This is a genomic window from Streptomyces sp. Ncost-T10-10d (assembly GCF_900091955.1).
Lineage (GTDB): Bacteria > Actinomycetota > Actinomycetes > Streptomycetales > Streptomycetaceae > Streptomyces.
Window position 1 is genome coordinate 18,112 of the sequence record NZ_FMDF01000100.1, and the last position, 22,413, is coordinate 40,524.

22 protein-coding genes, 1 pseudogene and 1 riboswitch are annotated in these 22,413 nt (G+C 69.2%); of the genes and pseudogenes, 10 read left to right on the top strand and 13 right to left on the bottom strand.

Going from position 1 to position 22,413, the window contains the following annotated elements:
- Positions 1-163: 163 nt before the first annotated feature.
- Positions 164-1,138, bottom strand: coding sequence for an Lrp/AsnC family transcriptional regulator (locus GA0115254_RS15205; protein WP_093895818.1), 975 nt, complete (start codon positions 1,136-1,138; stop codon positions 164-166).
- A gap of 202 nt (positions 1,139-1,340) precedes the next feature.
- The gene (locus tag GA0115254_RS15210) at positions 1,341-2,921 is read right to left on the bottom strand and encodes an MFS transporter (RefSeq protein WP_093895819.1); all 1,581 of its coding nucleotides are present in this window, start codon (positions 2,919-2,921) and stop codon (positions 1,341-1,343) included.
- Between the two features lie 417 nt (positions 2,922-3,338).
- On the opposite strand from GA0115254_RS15210, the pseudogene GA0115254_RS15215 reads away from it, so the two are divergent.
- Positions 3,339-3,614, top strand: a pseudogene (locus GA0115254_RS15215) (transposase); the annotation flags it as partial.
- 192 nt (positions 3,615-3,806) lie between these two features.
- Here the strand turns inward: GA0115254_RS15215 and GA0115254_RS15220 are convergent.
- Both GA0115254_RS15220 and GA0115254_RS15225 read right to left on the bottom strand, forming a co-directional pair.
- Entirely contained in the window at positions 3,807-4,040 is a 234-nt protein-coding gene (locus GA0115254_RS15220) for a hypothetical protein (protein ID WP_093895820.1), read from the bottom strand.
- Positions 4,030-4,278: a hypothetical protein gene (locus GA0115254_RS15225; protein WP_370740879.1), complete on the bottom strand. Its 249-nt coding sequence runs from the start codon at positions 4,276-4,278 to the stop codon at positions 4,030-4,032. Before GA0115254_RS15225 ends, GA0115254_RS15220 begins: the two co-directional genes overlap by 11 nt.
- A gap of 114 nt (positions 4,279-4,392) precedes the next feature.
- On the opposite strand from GA0115254_RS15225, the gene GA0115254_RS15230 reads away from it, so the two are divergent.
- Positions 4,393-5,235 carry a helix-turn-helix domain-containing protein gene (locus GA0115254_RS15230; RefSeq protein WP_093895822.1) on the top strand — a complete coding sequence of 281 codons (843 nt, stop codon included), beginning with the start codon at positions 4,393-4,395 and terminating at the stop codon, positions 5,233-5,235.
- Entirely contained in the window at positions 5,216-5,482 is a 267-nt protein-coding gene (locus GA0115254_RS15235; RefSeq protein WP_093895823.1) for a DUF397 domain-containing protein, read from the top strand. Before GA0115254_RS15230 ends, GA0115254_RS15235 begins: the two co-directional genes overlap by 20 nt.
- A gap of 95 nt (positions 5,483-5,577) precedes the next feature.
- Here GA0115254_RS15235 and GA0115254_RS15240 read toward each other — a convergent pair whose 3' ends face one another.
- Positions 5,578-6,930 carry an erythromycin esterase family protein gene (locus GA0115254_RS15240; RefSeq protein WP_093895824.1) on the bottom strand — a complete coding sequence of 451 codons (1,353 nt, stop codon included), beginning with the start codon at positions 6,928-6,930 and terminating at the stop codon, positions 5,578-5,580.
- Between the two features lie 215 nt (positions 6,931-7,145).
- On the opposite strand from GA0115254_RS15240, the gene GA0115254_RS15245 reads away from it, so the two are divergent.
- Complete coding sequence (locus tag GA0115254_RS15245) at positions 7,146-8,729, top strand: adenosine deaminase family protein (protein WP_093895902.1); 1,584 nt, start codon at positions 7,146-7,148, stop codon at positions 8,727-8,729.
- 52 nt (positions 8,730-8,781) lie between these two features.
- On the opposite strand, the gene GA0115254_RS15250 is transcribed toward GA0115254_RS15245, so the two are convergent.
- Positions 8,782-9,372 (bottom strand): TetR/AcrR family transcriptional regulator, encoded by a 591-nt coding sequence (locus tag GA0115254_RS15250; protein ID WP_093895825.1) that lies wholly within the window; start codon positions 9,370-9,372, stop codon positions 8,782-8,784.
- Between the two features lie 111 nt (positions 9,373-9,483).
- On the opposite strand from GA0115254_RS15250, the gene GA0115254_RS15255 reads away from it, so the two are divergent.
- Both GA0115254_RS15255 and GA0115254_RS15260 read left to right on the top strand, forming a co-directional pair.
- Positions 9,484-10,674: a cytochrome P450 gene (locus tag GA0115254_RS15255; RefSeq protein ID WP_093895826.1), complete on the top strand. Its 1,191-nt coding sequence runs from the start codon at positions 9,484-9,486 to the stop codon at positions 10,672-10,674.
- A 5-nt stretch (positions 10,675-10,679) separates the two neighbouring features.
- Positions 10,680-10,898 carry a ferredoxin gene (locus GA0115254_RS15260; RefSeq protein WP_093895827.1) on the top strand — a complete coding sequence of 73 codons (219 nt, stop codon included), beginning with the start codon at positions 10,680-10,682 and terminating at the stop codon, positions 10,896-10,898.
- A 67-nt stretch (positions 10,899-10,965) separates the two neighbouring features.
- On the opposite strand, the gene GA0115254_RS15265 is transcribed toward GA0115254_RS15260, so the two are convergent.
- Entirely contained in the window at positions 10,966-11,430 is a 465-nt protein-coding gene (locus GA0115254_RS15265; RefSeq protein ID WP_093895828.1) for an RICIN domain-containing protein, read from the bottom strand.
- 497 nt (positions 11,431-11,927) lie between these two features.
- Here GA0115254_RS15265 and GA0115254_RS15270 point away from each other — a divergent pair, with 497 nt between their 5' ends.
- The gene (locus GA0115254_RS15270; RefSeq protein ID WP_093895829.1) at positions 11,928-13,169 is read left to right on the top strand and encodes an esterase/lipase family protein; all 1,242 of its coding nucleotides are present in this window, start codon (positions 11,928-11,930) and stop codon (positions 13,167-13,169) included.
- Positions 13,170-13,322: 153 nt separating this feature from the next.
- On the opposite strand, the gene groL is transcribed toward GA0115254_RS15270, so the two are convergent.
- The 4 genes from groL to thrC form a co-directional block, all read right to left on the bottom strand.
- Positions 13,323-14,945 (bottom strand): chaperonin GroEL, encoded by a 1,623-nt coding sequence (gene groL / locus GA0115254_RS15275; protein ID WP_072487928.1) that lies wholly within the window; start codon positions 14,943-14,945, stop codon positions 13,323-13,325.
- 319 nt (positions 14,946-15,264) lie between these two features.
- A complete protein-coding gene (locus GA0115254_RS15280) occupies positions 15,265-15,471 on the bottom strand; it encodes a cold-shock protein (RefSeq protein ID WP_003967346.1) in 207 nt (68 codons plus the stop codon).
- Positions 15,472-15,893: 422 nt separating this feature from the next.
- Entirely contained in the window at positions 15,894-16,172 is a 279-nt protein-coding gene (locus GA0115254_RS15285) for a MoaD/ThiS family protein (RefSeq protein WP_093895830.1), read from the bottom strand.
- Between the two features lie 29 nt (positions 16,173-16,201).
- A complete protein-coding gene (thrC, locus tag GA0115254_RS15290; protein ID WP_093895831.1) occupies positions 16,202-17,503 on the bottom strand; it encodes a threonine synthase in 1,302 nt (433 codons plus the stop codon).
- Positions 17,504-17,521: 18 nt separating this feature from the next.
- Positions 17,522-17,649, bottom strand: a riboswitch (SAM riboswitch).
- 153 nt (positions 17,650-17,802) lie between these two features.
- Here thrC and GA0115254_RS15295 point away from each other — a divergent pair.
- The gene (locus GA0115254_RS15295; RefSeq protein ID WP_093895832.1) at positions 17,803-18,753 is read left to right on the top strand and encodes a glucosyl-3-phosphoglycerate synthase; all 951 of its coding nucleotides are present in this window, start codon (positions 17,803-17,805) and stop codon (positions 18,751-18,753) included.
- 54 nt (positions 18,754-18,807) lie between these two features.
- Positions 18,808-20,199: an alpha,alpha-trehalose-phosphate synthase (UDP-forming) gene (locus GA0115254_RS15300; protein ID WP_093895833.1), complete on the top strand. Its 1,392-nt coding sequence runs from the start codon at positions 18,808-18,810 to the stop codon at positions 20,197-20,199.
- 11 nt (positions 20,200-20,210) lie between these two features.
- On the opposite strand, the gene otsB is transcribed toward GA0115254_RS15300, so the two are convergent.
- Positions 20,211-21,089, bottom strand: a complete 879-nt coding sequence (otsB, locus tag GA0115254_RS15305) for a trehalose-phosphatase (RefSeq protein ID WP_093895834.1) — start codon at positions 21,087-21,089, stop codon at positions 20,211-20,213.
- 229 nt (positions 21,090-21,318) lie between these two features.
- Between otsB and GA0115254_RS15310 the strand changes: the two genes are divergently transcribed.
- Positions 21,319-22,098, top strand: coding sequence for a hypothetical protein (locus GA0115254_RS15310; protein WP_093895835.1), 780 nt, complete (start codon positions 21,319-21,321; stop codon positions 22,096-22,098).
- A gap of 13 nt (positions 22,099-22,111) precedes the next feature.
- Here GA0115254_RS15310 and GA0115254_RS15315 read toward each other — a convergent pair whose 3' ends face one another.
- Positions 22,112-22,378, bottom strand: coding sequence for a DUF3263 domain-containing protein (locus tag GA0115254_RS15315; RefSeq protein ID WP_093895836.1), 267 nt, complete (start codon positions 22,376-22,378; stop codon positions 22,112-22,114).
- Between the last annotated feature and the right edge of the window lie 35 nt (positions 22,379-22,413).

The window sequence follows — 22,413 nt, forward strand, 5'->3', positions numbered from 1 at the left end:
TGTCCGACGATGAGCCACACCTCACGGCCGGCCAGGAGGGCGGACCCACTGAACGGGCCCCTGCGCACGCAGATCGACGTATACGGGAGGGAGGTCGGCGGTGAACGCCTGCCGGTCGGAGCCGAGGTCGATCACGGTGCCTCCTGGGGTGGGGGACAGGAGGTCAGCGGCTGGGCTCGTAGGTGAGCTGCTTGACCTGGCGCAGGATGAAGGCGGTCTCGGCAGACCGGATGCCCTCGAGACTGCCGATCTTGTCGCTGAGGTAGGCGTAGACGTGCTCGGGGCTACGGAAGAGGCCAAAGACGACGAGGTTGGCCAGGCCGGTAGTGGCGGAGGCGAACTGCACCTCAGGGTGGCTGGCCAGGGCCTGTCCGGCGGCGGTGGTGGCGTGAGGGGCGACGGTGAGCCAGAGCATGGCCTGCACGTCGTGGCCCATGGTCGCGTGGTCGTACTGGACGTCGAAGTACAGGACGCCCGTGGACCGTAGACGGTCGAGCCGTCTTTTGACGGCGGATTCCGGCTGCCCGGTGACGGTTTGCAGAGTGCTGAGGGTGCTCCGGCCATCCCGTGACAGGAGAGCCAGGAGTTCGTCGTCCGCGGCGTCGAGCAGGACGGGGTCTTCGAGGGGTGCAGGGGCCGGCGGGCGCAGTGCTTCCTGCTGGCTGCGGTCGAGCGCGTCGATCTTGGCAAGCCATCCGAGCGGGCCGCCGTAGAAGCGGTGCAGCAGGCAGTGGGCCGTCACGGAGCCCACGTGCGGGGTGCGGGGCAGCCGTTCGAGGAGCAGTTCGTCTCGCTCGCGGGTGCTGCGCGGCTTCATCCCGCAGATGACTTCGGTGCCGCCGGACATGAGGGCGACGTAGATCGTGTCAGGGCGCTTGGCGAGCGCGCCGGCGAGCCGTTCGGCCACGTCCGGTGTGCAGTGCAGGCGGACGATCCAGTTCTGCCGCGCGAGCCGGGCGTCGTCGGTCCTGCCAAGGACACGGAGGTCGACGGCGGCGAGCAGGCGACGGTAGCGACGGGCCACGGTCTGGTCGGAGACACCGAGCACGGACGCGATCCGTTTGAAGGGGGCGCGTCCGTCGAGTTGCAGCGCCTGCAGGAGCTTCAGGTCGAGGGAATCAAGTGTGGGCAAGGGCACCGGTGCTCCTGACGGACTGAGTCTGGGCGGGCTGTGGTGTCGGACATGCGGCCCGCGGCGATTCCAGGATCAGCCCGGTTCGGGGTGGGATGCCGCCGTGTGTCCGTCGGGTGGGAGGCCGGGAGCGGGCGCCTCCGCTCCCGGCCTTGCAGGGTGTCCCGCTGTTCCCGCAGGGAACACCCTGCAGGCAGTGGGGCCGCTGTCAGGTTGCTGTGTGCCCTGCGGGAAGGCCGGTCTGTACCAGCGCAGCAGTGGTTTCACGGACTATTCTGCGCCGGTCGTCCTGGATATCCGGTGTGTCGGGCGTCGAGTGCTGCGGTGGGCGGCGCAGCAGGACCATGCCGACCAGCGCTGCGAGCAGAACCAGGGCTGCGGCGACGATCAGGCACAGATGGATGCCGTCGAGGAAGGAATCGCTCACGGCGCTCAGGGCCCTCCCCTTGGCGCTTCCCAGATCCATCCGGGCCACTGCGCCCAGGCCCCTGCTGCTTACGGCTGACATGATCCGGTCCGTGGTCGGTCCGGGCAGGCCGGCCCCGGTGAGGTGGCCGGGCAAGGCGTCGGTGGCCTTGGTGGTGAGCAGCGCGCCGAGGACCGCAGGTCCGAGCGCGCCACCGACTTGACGGAAGGCGTTGTTGCCGGCGGCAGCCATGCCTGCGAGGTGGTGCGGGACCGAGGCCACGGCCGTGGCGGTCATCGGCGTGATGATCGCGCCCAGGCCCGCGCCCAGGAGAGCCAGCCGCCAGGCCAACGATCCGAAGGAGGTGTCGGCGCCGATGCCGGTCAGGGAAAGCAGGGCAGCCGCCGTGACGAGCAGCCCGCTGGTGATGAGCAGGCGCGCCGAGACCCGGTGCATCAGACGTCCGGCCGGGATGCCCACCAGGATGGACATCCCGGTGACCACGAGGAGCCTGTAGCCCGCCGCCAGGGTGTCCAGCTGCTGCACGAGACCGAAGTACAGGCTCAGGACGAAGAAGAAGCCGATCAGCCCCAGGAAGGTGATCGTTGCGATCAGGGTTGTCCCGGTGAATGCGGGACTGCGGAACAGGGACAGGTCCAGCATGGGACTGCTGCTGCGGCGCTCCGCCACCACGAAGGCCACAGCGCTGACCGCGCCCACCATCAGCGACAGAACCACCCGGGAGTCGGTGAAGGAGGCGGCGCCACCCTCGATGACGCCGTAGACCAGGGCGGTGACGGCAAGGGCGGCAGTGATCTGGCCGGGCCAGTCCAGGCGTCGTGTACCTGGGGCGCGGGAGTCGGTCACCAGCCGGGCCGCAGCCGCCATGGTGAGAAGGCAGGCGGGAATGGGCAGAAGGTAGATCCAGTGCCAGGCAGCGCGGTCGAGGATGACACCGGCGATCAGCGGCCCGACGGCCAGGGCGGCCAGAAGGGCGGTGGCCCACAGGCCGACGTACTTGCCACGCTCGCGCGGGTCGGGCACTGCGTGACTGATCAGCGCCAGCGTGGTGGGCAGCAGCGCGGCCGCGCCGAGCCCGGCGAATGCCTGGCCGACCCACAGGACCTGGACCGACTGGGAGCACAGGGCGATAGCGGCGCCGACCGCGGCGAAGGCGAGCCCGGCCTGGAAGACCTTCTTGCGGCCGTGGACGTCACCGAAAACACCGGCGGTCAGGATCAGCGCGGCCATGGGCAGGACGAAGGCGTCAGAGACCCAGGACAGCTCGGCCGTCGACGTGTGCAGGGCCCGTTGGATGGCCGGCAGGCTCACTGACACGGTGGTCACTGGCAGATAGGCGACAAACACGCCGACGCAGGCCATCACGACCGTGGCCGCTCGCCGCTGGGATGGCAGGTTTGCTGGACTGGGGGCGTTCACAGAGTTCTCCCTTGCGGCGCCCAGCGCCGCGGTCAGATGATTCCGGCCGTCACCCTCGGACACGGACCGTTCCGAGGCCAGCCACCGGCGCGAGCCACCGGAAAATCGACACAGGCACCCAACGTCGTGAGGATTTGCGACACCCGCTTGTGGTGCTGACCGATCGGCCTTGAGCGCCGTTCCCCTGGGCGCAGGAGTGCCGCGATCTGTGGAAAGCCCTGGCAATGGCCAGCGTCCCGCTCCTCGACTCGCTGGCCCAAGCAGGGATACATGACATGAGTCGTCATGTATGTGGGGAGCAAGCTCTGCGGGCAATCCGTGCCGCGCGGTCGGCGCGCGGGGGAGTGGGACCGGTCACGCCGCCGACGTCCGGCCACACTGCACGCGGACAAGGGCTACGACAACGACCACCTGCGCCGATGGCTCCGCAAACGCGGCATCCGCCACCGCATCGCCTGCAAGGGCATCGAGTCCTCAACCCGCCTCGGCCGCCACCGCTGGGTCGTCGAACGGACCGTGTCCTGGCTCGCCGGCTGCCGACGCCTGCACCGCCGCTACGAACGCAAACCCGAGCACTTCCTCGCCTTCGTCGGCATAGCCGCAACCCTCATCTGCCACCGCCGCCTCACCAAGTGAAACGACCTCTTGGAGTGCAGGTCAGAGCAGTCCTGAGATGCATTCATCCCCGGAGTGAACGCCGGGGCTTTCTGCAAGGCTTCGGTAGGGCGAGTCGACCGGACCGGCCGGCCCGATCGAAGGGCGGCACCCGTCCAGGGCGTCGCCCTTCCTCTCGTCCGCCGCCGCGTCAGGCCCGACACCCCGACACCTTCACGGCAGCCGCCCCTCCCGGTTGACCTCCCTGACCTGGGCCCGCAGCACTTCCCCGAGTGGTGCCGGGCGCACCGATTCCGGCGGGCAGTCCCACTCGGCCCCACCGCCCGGCGCCCGCAGCTGTACGTACGGCCCGACAAACCCCATCACGCGCCCCACCCGCCCGTCCCGTGTGTCCACCGCGAACGACCCGGGCTCCGGCGTACACGACTCAAGCCCCTCACCCGTCATGACCGGCCAGCCCCTGCGCCTCCAGGACCGCGCTCAGTCGCAGCGCCGTGTCGAGATTGCACCGGCCGAGGTCCACCAGCGGCGACGCCGGTTCGTTCCCCGCGCACGACACGGGGTCGACCCGCAGCGACGGCAGCGTGATCCCGACCCCGGAGAACCCCTCCCTCAGCCGCGCCACAGCGTCCTCCGCCGCCCGCACTCTGCCCTCTGCCGTCCTGCGCCGTTCCATCGTCGTCATGATCCATCCCTTTCCACGCTGAGTAATGACAATGCATACCCAGCGTGGCCAACACGTCGCTAGCCTGGAAGAGGCGCAGAACCAACAACCGCACGTGTGTCACAGGGAGTTGTCATGCCAGGCCCCAAAAGACTCGACCCCTCCTCCTCGCCACGCGCCCTGCTCGGCGCCGAACTCCGCCACCGGAGAGAGGGCAAAGGCCTCTCCCAGGAGGAGCTGGGCCTTCCGCTGTTCGTCAGCGGCTCCTTCATCGGGCAGCTGGAGTCCGGCACACGACGGATGCAGGTGGATCAGGCCGAGAAACTGGACGAGATCCTGAAAGCGGACGGGTTCTTCGTGCGCAACTGCGCCGCCCTGAAGAAGTCGAAGTACCCGGATCACTTCGCCGAAGCGGCCGAGGCGGAGGCCGTGGCAAAGACGATCAAGGAGTACGCGCCTCAGCTGATCCCGGGGCTGTTGCAGAAGGAGGCATACGCGCGAGCGGTGTTCCGGGCGTACCAGCCAACGGCGGTGGAAGACGTCATCAGCGATCTGGTCGCGGCACGGCTGGAACGAGCTCAGCTCCTGACCGATCCAACAACGCCCTTGGTTTGGGCGGTTCTGGATGAGGCGGTGTTACGTCGCCAGGTTGGCAGCCCGGCGGTGATGGCTCAGGCGCTCCGCCACATCCTGGAGCTGGCCCGCAAACACCGGATCATCGTGCAGGTGCTGCCGTTTCACGCGGGCGCCCACATGGCCATGGAGGGCCAGCTCAAACTGATGTCCTTCGAGGACGCGCCCCCGCTCGCCTACCTTCAGGGTCTGAGCACAGGGACGTTGCACGATGAACCGGCAACCGTCAGGCACTACGAGCTGACCTACGATCTGGTGGTGGCCAGCGCATTGTCACCGGAATTGTCCCTGGCTCTGATCGAGTCGGTGGCGGAGGATTACGCCCATGAAGATCAGCGGTTCTGACTACGACCTGTCCACGGCCACCTGGCACAAGTCCTCCCACAGCGGCGGCAGCGGTGGAGACTGTCTGGAGGTCGCGACCTGGCGGAAGTCCACGTACAGCGACGGCAGCGGCGGCGACTGCCTGGAGGTCGCCGACGGCCACCCCGGCCTCGTCCCCGTCCGCGACTCCAAGGCCACCGAGGGCCCGACGCTCGTGTTCCGGGCCGCCGCCTGGACGTCCTTCATCGCGGAACTCAAGCACGCCTGAGAAGTCATCCCGCTGCGGAGAGGCCGGCCGCACGGCCGGCCTCTCCGCGGGTCAGCTGGTGTCGGGCGGCTCGCGCCGGGGACGGAACCAGGCCGTCACGGCTTCAGCTTGTCGGCCTCCCTGACTTCGTGGAGGTGGATGAGGACGTCGTAGGCCTTGGCGAGTGCGGTGTCGCGCCGCTCCACGGGAAACAGCGTGCCGACGTTGAGCGTGGGCCGGGCGGTGTTCAGCCAGTCGCGCGCGGCGGCCGGGGCGGTGCGGACGTCGAGGTAGAAGTCCCGGTAGCGGACCTTGTCGAGGGTGGCCTCGTTCCGGTCGGGCTCGGCGGCGGGAACGGTGAACTTCTTCCACTCGCCGCCCAGCGCGGCGTCCTTCGACAGGAACGAGCCCTGGTCGAAGGTGAAGCCGATGGGGAGGTAGTTCTTGCCCATCGTGTCGCGCAGGAACGACCCCTGCGTCTTGGAGTACGTCTCGGGATCGCTGGCGACGTAGGCGACATGGTCGTTGTGCGCGGACAGCAGCACCTTCTGGCCGGTGCGCTGCTGCCACCAGGAGACGTTCTGGGCCATCACCTCGTCACGGAAGCGCTGGGAGGCGGCGTTGGACTCCGGGTCGTCGGGGTTCAGGGTGAGGAACTTTGCGGTCTGGGCGACGGACCGGGCGTTCTGCTCGGCCCAGTCGAACGCGTCGCCGCCGGAGCCCTTCAGACCGCTGACCAGCTCCAGGGCCTGCTGCGCCTTGGCGGCGAGCTGCTGCCGTTCCGCGAGCGGCTTGCCCAGGTAGGCGAAGACGTCGTCGATCGGGCGCAGGCCGGTGTAGAGCTCGTTGAGCCGCGGCAGCGCCGCCGGGTGGTTCTTCTGCACGTAGCCGGTCACCCGGCCGAAGAACTCGTCGCTCAGTGAGGGGGCGCCGATGTCGTCACCCATGAAGTGGACGGTGCGGTCGGGGTGGTGGCGGTTGTAGTCCCGCATCCACTCGATGAGGCTGACGAACTCCTCGCGTTCCCAGGGCGAGTTGGTGAGCGTCTCCTTGGCGATCTTGCGGGCATCGCCCTTGCCGGTCTGGAGGTAGTCGTCGATCTGCAGTCCCGCGGACCAGCTCAGCTCCAGGGCGAAGGTGGTGAAACCCTTCTTCTCGACGAGGTGGCGGAAGACCCGCTCCTTCATGGTGAAGAACTCGTGGGAGCCGTGGGTGGCCTCGCCGAGGCCGACCACCTTGGCGTCGCCGATCATCGAGCCCAGGGCTCGCAGGTCGGCCGTGTTCCCCCCGGGCTCGGTCGAGCGCAGCGGGTGGGCCGCCTGCTCCAGTGCGCGGACCGGGTTCTGCCCCCTGCCGGCCGTGTCGGCCGTGGCTGCCTGGACCGCCGCAGGGGCGAGGACCGCTCCCGTCGCGACCGCCGCCGTCGCCAGCAGTACCCGCCGACTGATCCGCTTCCGGTGCCTAGCCATGCTGCTACCTCTCAACTTTCGTATGGCAACTTGAGAAGGATCATTGCCTGCGATTCCACTGCCGCGCGCTGGGAGAAGCCTCCGGCTCTTCCGGGGGGACAGCCCCCGGAAGAGCCGGAGGGCAGCGCCCGCTACACGCACTCGATCGGGTGGACGTTTCCGGCCATAGATGCGGTTTGGGTGAAAATGCCCTCGCCGAACGCGATCATTCGGCGGTGATCTCAACAATCCGGACGGCCCACCGTCCCAAGTCCCTGCTCCCGGCCGGGCTCGGCGTAGTCGCCGTACTGTCCCTGCTTCCCGCGGTCCCGGCGACGGCGGCACCGGTCGGCGACGCGTCGCCCCGCGCGGTGACCCAGGCCGAGCGCAGGACCGCCGCGTACCTCGACTCACTGCGTAACAAGCCCGAGGGGCTGAAGGCCTTCTTCAAGGCGCTGCCCAAGGGGGGCGACCTCCACAACCACCTGTCGGGCGCGGCAGAGACCGAGTTCCTGATCAAACTCGCGGGCGAGAAGGGGCTGTGCATCGACGCGACGATGACGGCCGTGGCGCCGCCGTGCGGACCGGGCAAGCGGCCCGCCGTCGACGCACAGACGGACGCCGTCTTCCTGCAACAGATCGTCCGGGCCTGGTCCATGCAGGACTTCCCGTCCGATCAGTCCGGTCACGACCACTTCTTCGACACCTTCGGCAAATTCAGCCTGGCGACCTGGGACCGCGGCAAGCTGCTCGCCAATGTGGCCGACACCGTGGTCGAGCAGAACCAGTTCTATCTGGAGACCATGGTCACCCCGGCGTCGGACAGCGCCAGGAAGCTTGCCGACGCCGTGGGTTACGACCCCGACTTCGCCGCCTTCCACCGCAAGCTTCTGGCCGGCGGGCAGCTCGACCGGGTCGTGGACGATGCGGTCAAGGAGGCCGACGACGCCGATGCCCAGTTCCGGGTGGCCGCACACTGCGACACCCCACGCCCCGACCCGGGCTGTCGGCTTCCCGTCAGGTGGATCTCCCAGGTCTCCCGGGGCAGCACGCCGGCGCGGGTGTTCACGCAGATGGCGGTCGGCATGCGGCTGGCGGAGCGCGACCCGAGGTTCGTCGCGGTCAACCTCGTGCAGCCCGAGGACGGGGAGAGCGCGCTGGCCAACTACAGCCTCCAGATGCGGATGCTGAACTATCTGCGCGGCCAGTACCCGGGCGCCCACCTCACCCTGCACGCCGGGGAATTGGCTCCCGGCCTGGTCAAGCCCGAGGACCTGACGTTCCACATCCGCGAGGCCGTACTCGTCGCCGGAGCCGAACGCATCGGACACGGCGTGGACCTGGTCCACGAGGACGACTGGCGGCAGCTCGCCCGGACGATGGCGCAGCGCAAGGTGGCGGTCGAGGTGCCGTTCAGCAGCAACAAGCAGATCCTCGGCATCGCGGGCGACGACCACCCGTTCAACGCGTACCGCCGCTACGGCGTCCCGGTGGTCCTGTCCACCGACGACCCGGGGGTCTCGCGGATCGACATCAGCCACGAGTACCAGTACGCCGCCAGGACGTACGACCTCGGCTACACCGAGCTGAAGGACCTGGCCCGCGCCTCGCTGGAGTACGCGTTCCGCAACGGCCGCAGCCTGTGGGCCACCGGCTCCGCCCCCTCCGGCTACCGCCTGGTCGACGCCTGCCGCAGCGACCGGCCGGGCACCGACCACCCGAGCGCGCGCTGCGCCCGCTATCTCGCCGACAACCCGAAGGCGGCGACCGAGTGGCGTCAGGAGACGGCCTTCGCCACCTTCGAGAGCCGTCACCGGTAACAGGGCACAGCACACGTCCGGGCCCGGGGCCCCGGGCCCGGACGTGTCTCCGCTACTCCGCCGGAGCCGACCAGAGGTGCCTGAGCGTGCCCAGCACGAGACGGCACACGTCGTCCGGATCGGCCCCGGCCAGTGGCTCGCGCGCGACGACCGTCCGCATCAGGCCGATGCCGAGAAGCCACGCCATGGCGAGATCCGCACGCAGGGCACCGTCCTCGGTGCCGGAGAGCCCGGCCAGCACACTCTGGTACTCCTCGCCCAGCTCCCGCAGGGTTCCGGCCGCCTCGTCACCCCGCCCGATGGAACGCAGATAGACCTCCAGGGAGCGATCCCCCGCGCCGCCGACCGCGCTGCGGGTCAGCATCGAGCGCAGGGCGGTCTCGAAGAGCTCTTCGGGCGGTGTCGCGCGCAACTGCTCAAGTCCGCCCTGCGCGAGGACCTCCGTGAGCAGCCCCTGTTTGGACCCGAAGTACCGGAACAGCAGCGCCTGGTTGGCCCCGGCCCGCTCCGCGATACTGCGGACCGTCGTCCCTTCGTAGCCACGCTCCGCGAACAGGTCACGAGCCGCTTCCAGCAGTCGGCGACGCGTGGCCGCGGCATCGCGACGGCGCTCTCCGGACGGCGGTGCGGGCGCGGACTCCATGGCGGGTTTCCTCTCGGACGGCCCGTCAGGATAACGGCCGTAAAGCATTGTTGACCGCCCCAAGGCACACTCCTACCGTTGTAAGCAGCTGCTTACATAAGGGAGACCGCAGTGACGACAGCAGACAACACCCCCACCGCCTACCCCTTCAACACCCCCGACGGGCTCCAGCTCGCCGACGCCTACGAGCGCGCCCGCGACCGGCCCGGCCTCTTACGGGTCCAGATGGAATACGGCGAACCGGCCTGGCTCGTCACCCGCTACGCCGACGCCCGGCTCGTCCTGGGTGATCAGCGCTTCAGCCGGGCCGCGGGCGCCTCGCACGACGAGCCCCGGCAGTCCGAAGGCCGGCGCGACGGTGGCATCCTCAGCATGGATCCGCCCGACCACACCCGGCTGCGCTCCCTGGTCGCCAAGGCTTTCACCGTCCGCCAGATCGAGAAGTTGCGGCCCCAGGTCCGGGAGCTGACCGCCGGCCTCCTCGACGACATGGAGGCGGCCGGACCGCCCGCGGACCTGGTCGATCTCTACGCGCTGCCGCTGCCGGTCGCGGTGATCTGCCGAATGCTGGGCGTACCCACCGAGGACCGTCCACGATTTCGGGTGTGGAGCGACGACGCGCTGTCGACCAGCTCTCTCACGGCCGCGGAGTTCGACGCCAGCCGCGAAGAACTGCGCGCCTACATGGCCGGATTGATCGAGCAGCACCGGCAGTCGCCGCAGGACGACCTGATGACGGCACTGATCGAGGCCCGCGACGGCGGCGACCGGCTCTCCGAACTCGAACTCGTCGACCTGTGCGTGGGCATCCTGGTGGCAGGACACGAGACCACGGCGTCCCAGATCCCCAACTTCGTCCTCACGCTGCTGGACCACCCGGATCAGCTGGCCAGGCTCAGGGCCGAGCCCGAACTCATCCCGAACGCGGTGGAGGAACTACTGCGATTCGTACCGTTGGGGAGCGGCGCCGGCCAACCCCGTTACGCCACCGAGGACATCGAGGTCGGCGGCACCCTCGTCCGGGCGGGCAGTCCGGTCCTGGTCGCCATGGGCGCCGCCAACCGCGACGCGCTGCGGTTCGCCGCCCCGGGCGTGCTCGACATCGCCCGCGAGGGCAACCAGCACCTCGGCTTCGGCCACGGCGTCCACCACTGCCTGGGCGCCCCACTGGCCCGGCTGGAACTTCAGGAGGCACTGATCGCGCTCATCACCCGCTTCCCGGGGCTGAAGTTGGCCGGCGATGTGACGTGGAAGTCCGAGATGCTGGTACGCGGCCCGCGTGTCATGCCGGTCGGGTGGTGACCGGGATGACCTGGAACGTACGCGTCGACCCCCAGCTCTGCCAGGCATCGGGCATGTGCGCCGGGGCCGTACCCGAGGTGTTCGCGCTGGACGGGGAGCACGCCCGGGTGCGGGCGGACGGCATCGAGCCGGACGAACGGGTCCTGGACGCCGCCGACATCTGCCCGGCCCAGGCGATCACCGTGCACGACGGGAAGTCGGTCATCGGCCCGCGCCGCGAGTGAGAAAACGCCCCGTGCCTGGAAGGACGTTCCAGGCACGGGGCGGGTCGCGCCATCGACCGAGCAGGTACTAGCCGAGCCGCTCCATGATCCACTGGGGCCCGCCGTCAGGGCTGATGATCGCCCGGTGGCCCTGCGTGGTCAGGTTGCCCAGCTCGCCCCGGCCGAGGGCGATGGCGACCGGCTCTTGCGAGGCCTCGCCCTGGATCGTCCACTGGTCGGGCTGCCTGCCGCACTCGTCGACCCACACCGCCGGCGGGTAGATCCGGATCGGCGAGAGCGCCAGGCAGCGGCCTTCACCGCGCGCCTCGACGATCTGGGCCAGGCCGTCACCCTGGTTGCGGATCTCCCACACGGTGCGGGGGCTGCAGGGCTCGATGTGACCGCCCATCGGGCCTTCACCGCCCGCCAGGCATGCGCCGGTGCGTACGTCACGGATGAGGTAGGTGCCGTCGTCGGCGGCCTGGGACGGGGTGGCGAGCGCCAGGACCGCAACGGCGGACGCGGCCAGCGACAGGATCGAGCGAATACGCACGGGACTCCTCATACGAGTTCGAGGCGGGAAGTACGGACCACCTGGCCCGGACACCAAGTTCACAAGAGCTCGCCGCCCTTGCCCCGCTTCCCGCATCGCGCCCCCACCGATCCACCCCCTCAGCAGCGGCGCATTCGGAGTACACCCGGCGCATTCAAACCAACGCGCACGCCCCCCTCACCAGGTGAAATCCCCCGGAGCTCAAGCCGCGAAGTCCGAGCGCTCTTTCCGAGGAACGGGAGGTGGGCCACTTCCCACCCACCCTCCCTGTCCAACCAGTTGACTTTTCGTGACCGGCTTGCCACGGATGGTGGCGACGCCCGGGTCGGATTCACCCTCGACACGGGCAGGCTCAAGGACTTCGTCAGCTGACGGCCGGATGTCCGAAACCGGCTCCCACCTGGGAGTGGTTTGATCCACTTCCCCCCTCCTGGTCGCTACTGCGCGTGCTCATCTTGACACGCGTTGTAACAAACCAGCCCAAAGGGGAACGAACCATGTCCGAACCGACCTACGAGCAAATCGTCTCGGAGTTCCACAGCAGGCGCCCCATCACTCTCGCCCCCGGACCCCGTCTGGACGCCGAGAAGCACGGCGCCCTCCCGCTGCCGCCCAACACCGTGTGGGATCTTCCGGGCGGCACCGCCTGGGTCTACTACGGCGAGGGACACTCTGGTCTCACGCGGCCCGTGATCTTCGCCGACGGATTCAACACCGGGCCGAGCAGCCTGGACTTCTCCTGGGAAATCATGGAGTTCGGCGACTACGCGCTCATCAGCGAACTGCGCCGCCGTGGACACGACGTCATCATTCTCGGCTTCCATGAGCGCAGTGCATCGATTCTGGACAACTCCCGGACCGCGCAGGCCGCGATCCTGCACGCCATCGCGGAGCGGCAGGGCAACGCGCCGCTGGCCGTCGGCGGGTTCAGCATGGGCGGGCTCGTCACCCGGCATGCGCTGGCCAAGATGGAGAGCCAGGGCATCGACCACCAGACCTCTCTCTACTTCTCGTACGACAGCCCGCACCGGGGCGCCTGGATCCCGATCGCGCTGCAGGCGTTCGCGCACTACATCAAGGATCTCGACAGCCGGTTCTCCGACCAGATCAACAGCCCGGCCGCGCGTCAGCTGCTGTGGCGGCACATCGAGAAGTGGGACGGGACGCCGGACCGGAGCGATGAGCGCGCCACGTTCCTCGCGGAGATGGAGGCCATCGGCGAATGGCCGCGCCGGCCGCGGCTGATCGGTGTCGCCAACGGTGTGGCCGACGGCACCGGCACCGATGCGCAGGCCGGCGAACTGGCCCTGGAGGGCAAGGGCCTCTCGGTCGTGGGCACCAAGCTCTACACCCAGTCCCCGGGCGACAACGAACTCGTCGCGAAGATGCGAGTGGTGACGCTGAAGACCAACCAGGTGCATACGTCCGGACTCCCGTCGGTCGACGGCGCACCCGGCGGCTCGCTGGAAGGATTCGGCATCCTCGCCGACGGGCTCAACGCCCTCAGCCCCGTCCTCGGGTTCAAGACCGACGTACGTATCCGCTCGCACTGCTTCGTGCCGGCTGTCAGCGCCGTCGACGTAGGCGACCTGGACACGGACGAGGAGCTGTACAAGGACATCTCCGCACTCCCGCCGAATGCCGGCGGGCTCGACGAGTTCAGGCTCGCGTCCCACAACGAGGGGCACACCCTCGTGACGGAGGAGCTCTGCACCTGGCTCCTCGACCGGCTCCCGTAGTCCCTCAGTTCCGCAGTTCCGTCGTGCGGGGTATCACGCGCTCACGGTGCTCCGGCGGGCATCGTGGGTGCAGAAACGACATCGACCCCCGGGACCTGCTGGTCCCGGGGGTCGATGCGGCAAAGCTGTACAGGAACTACCGATCCGTCAGGATCAGAAGTCCATGTCACCGCCCGGCATACCGCCCGGAGCGGCCGCAGCGGCCTTCTCCGGCTTGTCGGCGATGACGGCCTCGGTGGTGAGGAACAGCGCGGCGATGGACGCGGCGTTCTGCAGAGCGGAGCGCGTGACCTTCGCCGGGTCGAGAATGCCCTCGGCGATCATGTCGACGTACTCACCGGTCGCGGCGTTCAGACCGTGGCCGACGGCCAGGTTGCGCACCTTCTCCACGACGACGCCACCCTCGAGACCACCGTTGACGGCGATCTGCTTGAGCGGGGCCTCCAGCGCAAGCTTGACGGCGTTGGCGCCGGTCGCCTCGTCACCCGAGAGCTCCAGCTTCTCGAAGACGGCCGAGGCCTGGAGCAGAGCCACGCCACCACCGGCGACGATGCCCTCCTCGACGGCGGCCTTGGCGTTGCGCACCGCGTCCTCGATGCGGTGCTTGCGCTCCTTGAGCTCGACCTCGGTCGCGGCACCGGCCTTGATGACGGCCACGCCGCCGGCCAGCTTCGCGAGGCGCTCCTGGAGCTTCTCGCGGTCGTAGTCCGAGTCGGAGTTCTCGATCTCGGCACGGATCTGGTTGACGCGACCCTGAACCTGGTCGCTGTCACCGGCACCGTCGACGATCGTGGTCTCGTCCTTGGTGATGACGACCTTGCGGGCGCGGCCGAGCAGGTCGAGACCGGCGTTCTCCAGCTTGAGGCCGACCTCCTCGGAGATGACGGTGCCACCGGTGAGGATGGCGATGTCGCCGAGCATGGCCTTGCGGCGGTCACCGAAGCCCGGGGCCTTGACGGCGACGGACTTGAAGGTGCCACGGATCTTGTTGACGACCAGGGTCGACAGGGCCTCGCCCTCGACGTCCTCGGCGATGATCAGCAGCGGCTTGCCGGACTGCATGACCTTCTCCAGCAGCGGAAGGAGGTCCTTCACGTTGCTGACCTTGGAGTTCACGATCAGGATGTACGGGTCGTCGAGGGACGACTCCATGCGCTCCATGTCGGTGGCGAAGTACGCCGAGATGTAGCCCTTGTCGAAGCGCATACCCTCGGTGAGCTCCAGCTCCAGACCGAAGGTCTGGGACTCCTCGACGGTGATGACGCCTTCCTTGCCGACCTTGTCCATGGCCTCGGCGATGAGCTCGCCGATCTGGGTGTCGGCGGCGGAGATGGAGGCGGTCGAAGCGATCTGCTCCTTGGTCTCCACGTCCTTGGCCTGCTCCAGGAGAGCGGCGGAGACGGCCTCGACGGCCTTCTCGATGCCCCGCTTGAGGGCCATCGGGTTGGCACCCGCGGCGACGTTGCGAAGGCCCTCGCGGACGAGAGCCTGGGCGAGAACGGTGGCGGTGGTCGTACCGTCGCCGGCGACGTCGTCCGTCTTCTTGGCGACCTCCTTGACCAGCTCCGCACCGATCTTCTCGTACGGGTCCTCCAGCTCGATCTCCTTGGCGATGGAAACACCATCGTTGGTGATCGTGGGGGCGCCCCACTTCTTCTCAAGGACGACGTTGCGACCCTTGGGGCCAAGGGTGACCTTGACGGCGTCGGCGAGCTGGTTCATGCCGCGCTCGAGACCGCGCCGGGCCTCCTCGTCGAACGCGATGATCTTGGCCATGTGAAGTGGTCCTCCCGGACAGGGGTGGATTTCTCCGGACCGAGTGGCGCCCGCGACGGACGGCCTGCGTGACCGGTGGTTCCTTGCCCCACCGGACCTGCGGGCCTCACCGGCCCGGTCCAAGTTCTGTCACTCTCACCTGGAGAGTGCTAACGCCAATGATTAGCACTCGACCCCCTGGAGTGCAAGCGTCCGCCTCGGGGTGTGGACAACGACAGCCACGCATGGGTGGCCACGGACGCGGACGCACGGAGGGCCCGTACCTCAGGGGTACGGGCCCTCCGTGCGTGAGTAGTGTCGTTGGCCGACCGCGTCGAGCTCAGCCGACGGCGAGCTTGACCATGTCCGCCTGCGGCCCCTTCTGGCCCTGCGAGATCTCGAATTCAACTCGCTGACCCTCTTCGAGGGTGCGGTACCCGTCCATCTGGATCGCGCTGTAGTGGACGAAAACATCCGCACCACCGTCGACCGCGATGAAGCCGTACCCCTTCTCCGCGTTGAACCACTTGACGGTGCCCTGAGCCATGCCTAACTCCCCTATTACTGGCCCTTGCACAGGACCGCACTTCGCGGACCCGGGTCAGAACCCACCCCCCGACAGGAGGGGGTGCGTGCGCCGGAACGCGTCGACCGCGGCCGAATGTATCTGCCCAACTGCCCTCTGCAACAGGTCAATCGGACGAGAATTCTGGGCAGCACCGAACGCCCGAATATGAGGAATTCACTGGATTCCAGGGCAAGTCGGGCCGGGCAAAGGTGACTTATGGCGCAAGGCGATCGAGCACTTTGGCTGCTTCTTGTCGTGGCCGGGCGCATTCTCATATGCGGGCGGCATGGGCAGCTGGGGGGACTTCCCACACTCTACCGCGCCCAACCATGCAGAATTGCCCCCTCCGCTTCTCTCGCAGAGGGGGCAATTCCGATAACGCTGTGAAGTCGGACGGACGGTCAGCAACCGCCTGCGACTGCGGGGATGATCGAGATGCCCGCGCCGTCCGGCGTCGCCGCCTCCAGGCCGCCCTCGAAACGCACGTCGTCGTCGTTGACGTACACGTTCACGAAACGGCGCAGCTTGCCCTGGTCGTCCAGGACGCGGGCGGCGATGCCCGGGTGGTTCTGCTCCAGGGACTCGATGACCTGGGAGAGGGTCGAGCCCTCGGCCGGGACCTCGGCCTGGCCGCCCGTGTAGGTGCGGAGGATGGTGGGGATGCGGACCTTGACGCTCATGAGGGGTGCCTTTCTTCGGTCTCGGGTGGTCAGCTGGTGGCGAGGCCGGCGGCGCGGAACGCGTCCAGGCTCGGGCGGATCGTCGCGGTCGCCTGCGAGGTGGCGGCCACCGCGTCCAGGGTCTTGAGGCCGTCACCGGTGTTGAGGACGACGGTGGTCAGCGCCGGGTCGAGCAGGCCGGCCTCGATGAGCTTCTTCGTCACGCCGACCGTCACCCCGCCCGCCGTCTCCGCGAAGATGCCCTCGGTGCGCGCCAGCAGCTTGATCGCGTCGACGACCTGCTCGTCGTCGACGTCCTCGACCGCTCCGCCGGTGCGGCGGGCGATGTCCAGGACGTACGGGCCGTCGGCCGGGTTGCCGATCGCCAGGGACTTGGCGATGGTGTTCGGCTTCTGGGGCCGCACGACGTCGTGACCGGCCTTGAAGGCGGTGGAGACCGGGGAGCAGCCCTCGGCCTGGGCGCCGAAGATCTTGTACGGCTTGTCCTCGACGAGGCCGAGCTTGATCAGCTCCTGCAGACCCTTGTCGATCTTCGTGAGCTGCGACCCGGATGCGATCGGGATGACGATCTGGTCGGGCAGCTGCCAGCCGAGCTGCTCGCAGATCTCGTACGCCAGGGTCTTGGAGCCCTCGCCGTAGTACGGGCGCAGATTGACGTTGACGAAGCCCCAGCCCTCGCCGAGCGGGTCGCCGATGAGTTCCGAGCAGAAGCGGTTGACGTCGTCGTAGTTGCCCTCGATGCCGACCAGCTCACCGCCGTACACCGCGGCCATGACGACCTTGCCCTGCTCCAGGTCGTGCGGGATGAACACGCAGGAGCGGAAGCCGGCGCGGGCGGCGGCGGCGCCCACCGCACCGGCGAGGTTGCCGGTGGAGGAGCAGGAGAGGGTGGTGAAACCGAAGGCGCGGGCGGCCTCGACGGCGATGGCGACGACGCGGTCCTTGAAGGAGTGCGTCGGGTTGCCGGAGTCGTCCTTGACGTACAGGCCGCCGGTGACGCCCAGCTCGCGGGCGAGGTTGTCGGCCTTGACCAGCTTGGTGAAACCGGGGTTGATGTTGGGCTTGTCCGCGACATCGGCGGGGACCGGCAGCAGCGGCGCGTAACGCCAGATGTTGTTGGGCCCGGCCTCGATGCGCTTCTTCAGCTCGTCGGGGGAGCCGCTCGGCAGGTCGTACGCCACTTCGAGCGGCCCGAAACAGGACGCGCAGGCGAAAATGGGGCCGAGCTCGAAACGCTCGCCGCACTCGCGGCAGGAAAGCGCCGCGGCGGGTCCGAGGTCGACAGCTTCGGCGGAAGAATCGGTGCTTGCTGCAACAGTCTGCACGGCCATGATGGCGGAGGCCCTTTCTCCTCATCTTCCTTGCGACGCGTTTCGCCACAAGACGGAATTGGCACCTTCCCCACCGTGACCTCGCGGTCGGCAGGAGGGTTGCCGGGACTTCAACGGGCCGTTCCCTCAGTCCCTCTGGATGAGCGCTGTGGCACTGGATCACCGATCCAGGCATTTGTTGGCGGACCGACCCCGACATGCAACGGCCGTCCGCGTTGTTCAAGACTGTAACCGAAGCACCGGACAGTTGAGATAGTCGTCCGAACCGCGAGATGGATCACATACAGGGAGTATCGACCGTGCTGGAAGAGGTCGAACGCTGGCTGGCCAGGCGTTCCTGGTCGGCCGCCGACCGCCCGCTGGACCGCATCCTGGCCGCCAAGGCCAGGGACCCGCGCCGCGGAAGCGTGAGCGTCGTACTGCCCGCGCTGAACGAGGAGGCGACGGTCGGCCTGATCGTCGCGACGATCCGGCGCGAGCTGATGGAGAAGGTCCAGCTGGTCGATGAACTCGTGGTGATCGATTCCGGCTCCACGGATGCCACCGCGAAGGTGGCCCGGGAGGCAGGCGCCCGGGTGGTGCACCGGGACGGGATACTCCCCCGGATACCCGCCGTACCCGGCAAGGGCGAGGTGCTGTGGCGGTCGCTCCTGGTCACCAGCGGTGACATCGTCTGCTTCATCGACGCCGATCTGAGGGACTTCTCGGCGCACTTCGTCTCCGGCATCGTCGGCCCGCTGCTGACCGACCCGAGCGTGGAGTTCGTGAAGGCGATGTACGACCGTCCCTTCGGTGACACCGCAGGTCAGGGGGGTCGCGTCACCGAGCTGGTGGCCCGTCCGCTGCTCAATCTGCACTGGCCGCAGCTGGCCGGTTTCGTCCAGCCGCTGGGCGGGGAGTACGCCGTACGCCGCTCCCTCCTCGAACGGCTGCCCTTCCCCGTCGGCTACGGGGTGGAACTGGGCCTCCTGGTCGATGCGCTGCACACGGTGGGTCTGGACGCGCTGGCCCAGGTCGACGTAGGGGTGCGCAAACACCGTCACCAGGACGGGCAGGCGCTCGGCCGGATGGCCGCGACGATCTACCGGACCGCTCAACTCCGGCTGTCCCGGGGTCACCTGGTGCGGCCTTCGCTCACCCAGTTCGAGCGCGGCGAGGACGGCTTCGTACCGCGCACCCATGCGGTGGACACCGAGGAGCGGCCCCCGATGCGCGAGATCGAGGAGTACGTCTCGCGCCGGGCGGCCTGACGTGGCCTGACTTCGCACGTTTGGGCGGTTCGTGATCTGGCTAGATTCCGCAACATGGTCTCCGCGTCCGAAGCCCAGTCCGCTGCCCAGGTCCTCGTTGCGTCCAACCGCGGCCCGGTGTCGTACACCCTCGCCACGGACGGATCGCTCGACGCGAAGCGCGGCGGCGGCGGGCTCGTCTCCGGGCTGAGCGCCGTCAAGGACAAGCTGTGGGTGTGCGCCGCGCTCGGTGACGGGGACCGGGAGGCGATCCGGCGCGGGGTCGGTGAGCAGGGCGTACGGATGCTGGACATCGACGCGGCCGTCCACGCGGACGCGTACAACGGCATCGCGAACTCGGTGCTCTGGTTCGTCCACCACATGCTGTACCAGACGCCGCTGGAGCCGGTCTTCGACGCGGAGTTCCGGCGGCAGTGGGCGTCGTTCGAGACGTACAACCGGGCCTTCGCCGAGGCGCTCGCCGAGGAAGCGGGCCCGGGTGCGGCGGTGCTGGTGCAGGACTACCACCTGGCGCTGGTGCCCGGCATGCTCCGCGAGCTCCGCCCCGACCTGCGGATCGGCCACTTCTCGCACACCCCGTGGGCGCCCGTCGACTACTTCCGCCTGCTCCCCAACGACATCGCCGAGCAGCTGCTGCACGGCATCCTGGGCGCGGACCGGGCGGCCTTCCTGACCCGGCGCTGGGCGGACGCGTTCATCGGCTGCTGTACGGAGATCCTGGGCGGCACCGGCCGGACCAGGATCGGGGTGCACGGGCTCGGCGCGGACGCGGAGTTCCTGCGCAGGCGCGCGCACGAGGCGGACGTGGACGAGCGGATGGCGGCGCTGCGGGAGCAGGTCGGCCCCGGCCGGAGAACGATCGTACGAGTGGACCGAACGGAACTGTCCAAGAACATCGTGCGCGGTCTGCTCGCGTACCGCGAGCTCCTCGAAGAGCGGCCTCAATGGCGTGAGCGCGTCGTCCATGTCGCCTTCGCGTACCCCTCGCGGCAGGACCTGGCGGTGTACCGCGACTACACGGCCGAGGTGCAGCGGGTCGCCGACGAGATCAACGCCGTGTACGGCACGGCGGGCTGGACGCCGGTCGTGCTCCACGTCAAGGACGACTTCGCCCGCTCGCTCGCCGCGTACCGGCTGGCCGACGTGGCGCTCGTCAACCCGATCCGCGACGGCATGAACCTGGTCGCCAAGGAGGTCCCGGTCGTCTCCGACCACGGCTGCGCGCTGGTGCTGTCGCGGGAGGCGGGGGCGTACGAGGAACTGGGCAGCGACGCGGTCGTGGTGAACCCGTACGACGTGTCCGCGACGGCGGCGGCGCTGCACGAGGCTCTGACGATGGCGGACGACGAGCGGGCCGCGCACACGGAGCGGCTGGCTGCGGCGGCGGTGGCGCTGCCGCCGCAGCAGTGGTTCCTGGACCAGCTGGACGCGCTGCGGCGGGAGTGAGCCGGAACGGGCTAGAGCTGTCGCGCCAGGGTTGCCAGGAAGTCGACGACGGCCCCCGGGCCGTTCAGCAGCAGATCGGCCCGCTCGGCCAGTTCGGGAACTTCCGCGCTGCCGCTGCAGACCAGCAGGCCCGGGATGCCGTCGGGGCCCTCGGTGCGGAGCTTCTCCACGGCGGCGTACGCGGCGAGGTCACCCAGATCGTCGCCCGCGTACAGAACGGACTCGGCGTCCAACTCCCGTACGTACTGCGCGAGCGCCACGCCCTTGTCCATGCCCGGCGGGCGCAACTCCAGGACCAGGCGGCCCGGTTCGACGATCAGCCCGTGCCGGGCGGCGAGCTCGCCGAGGGGGCCGCGCAGGGCCTCGAACGCGGCCTGCGGGTCGGCGGCGCGGCGGGTGTGGACGGCGAGCGCCCGGCCCTTCTCCTCGATCCAGGTTCCGTGCCACGAATCGAACCGGTCGAGCACGCCCGGGAGTTCGGCACGGACCGCGGCCACGCCGGGGTGCGCGGCGGGGGCGTGGACGGTGCCGGAGACGGCGTCCCAGCGTTCGGCGCCGTAGTGGCCGAGGACGACGAGGTGGTCGAGTCCCGGTACTCCGGCGAAGCCGCCGTGCCGGACCGCGACGCCGGCCGGGCGGCCGGTGATCACGGCGATGGAGGCCACTTTCGGGGCGAGCGCGACGAGCGCGCCGACGGCGCCGGGGTGGGCGCGGGCCTGTTCCGGGTCCGGGACGATGTCGGCGAGGGTCCCGTCGAAATCGAGCGCGACGACGGCACGGTCCGGGCGCGCGAGGATCGCGGCCAGGGCTTCGCGGCCGGCTGGGGTGGTGGGGGTCGGGAGCTCGGACGGGATCTCGCTCGGCGCGGGTACGTGCGGATTGCTGCCCATGGGGCCGAGCCTATAGGCGTACCGCCGGGCACAGCCATGGGTGACGTGGCCCGCGGGCGGCATCCGCGGCATGACGTACACGCAGCGGCTGACTGCCGCATGAGCGTGAAACATCGAACGGACGCACCATCCCGGACCGATGCATGGCATCGGCGAGGCCGACTCCTCGGAGAAGGCCGTCACTGCCACGATGACCTTCAACTGCGGCGCGGGTGTGTAGGGAGAAACGATGGGTGATGCGGTGCGGGACTCCACTCTGCTCATGGGCGTGCACGGAGTTCTCACCCGGCATCCCTGGCTCGCACCGCCCGAGGGCACCTCGGAGCCCGACGTCGATGTCTTCGGCCTGGCGGTGAACCGGGCCGAGGTCTACGGGTGGAGCAGCACCCTTCTGGGGGCCGGCATGGAGCTCGGGGGGAGCCGGTGGGGGCACAACGACGCCGGGGAGGACTGGACGCAGGACGGGCGCGTACGGGAGATCGGCTGGCTCCAGGTGGACGTGCCCGCCCACCTGAACCGGCAACGACTGCCCGTACTGCCCGTGGCGACGGTCCTCGGCGACACACTGCGGCAAGTGGGCGACATCCGCGTCACCGGCGTGCACACCGTCGCGCCGGTGCACCTGGCGCCGGACCCCGCCGCCGCCCTCCTGTACGCCGCCGGCTGGTACGAGCTGGCCGACCCGGGCGCGGTCAGGCAGATCACTGTGACCGTGTCGGGCCGCGAAGCGGAGCTGGCCGGCCGCGCCGGGCGCATTCGCGAGGAGGCGCTGGCGTGCACGTACGGATGCATGACCGTCGAGCCGGAAACCACCGACGTGGACCTCCCGGGTCTGGCCCTGCCGCTGACCGGTGAAGTGCAGACCGAAGGGATGCACCGGGCCCTGGCCTTCCGCTGCCGGGTGCCCGTGTGGTCCCTTGACGCGGCAGCCTGGACCACGGAGGTCTTCGTCGAGGCACTACGCGTCACCGGCACTGCGGAACCCGTCATGATCACCGTCTCCGACTGAGTGGGTGCCGGTTTCAGCGGCGCCCCCGCCTCGCATCCCGTACCCGGCGCAGGCGGTTCACCGTCACCGGGTCCTCCTCCAGCGCGCGGCGGTCGTCGAGGAGCGCGTTCAGCAGCTGGTAGTAGCGCGTGGGCGAGATGCCGAGCTGTTCGCGGATCGCGCGCTCCTTCGCCCCGGGTCCGGCCCACGACTGCCGTTCGACGGCGAGCACGGCACGGTCCCTGGCGGAGAGGCCGACGGGACCGTCCGTGTCATCGGGGCCATTCGGAGGGGCGGTCATATCAGCCAACATATCGCCCGGACGGAAAGCCGCCG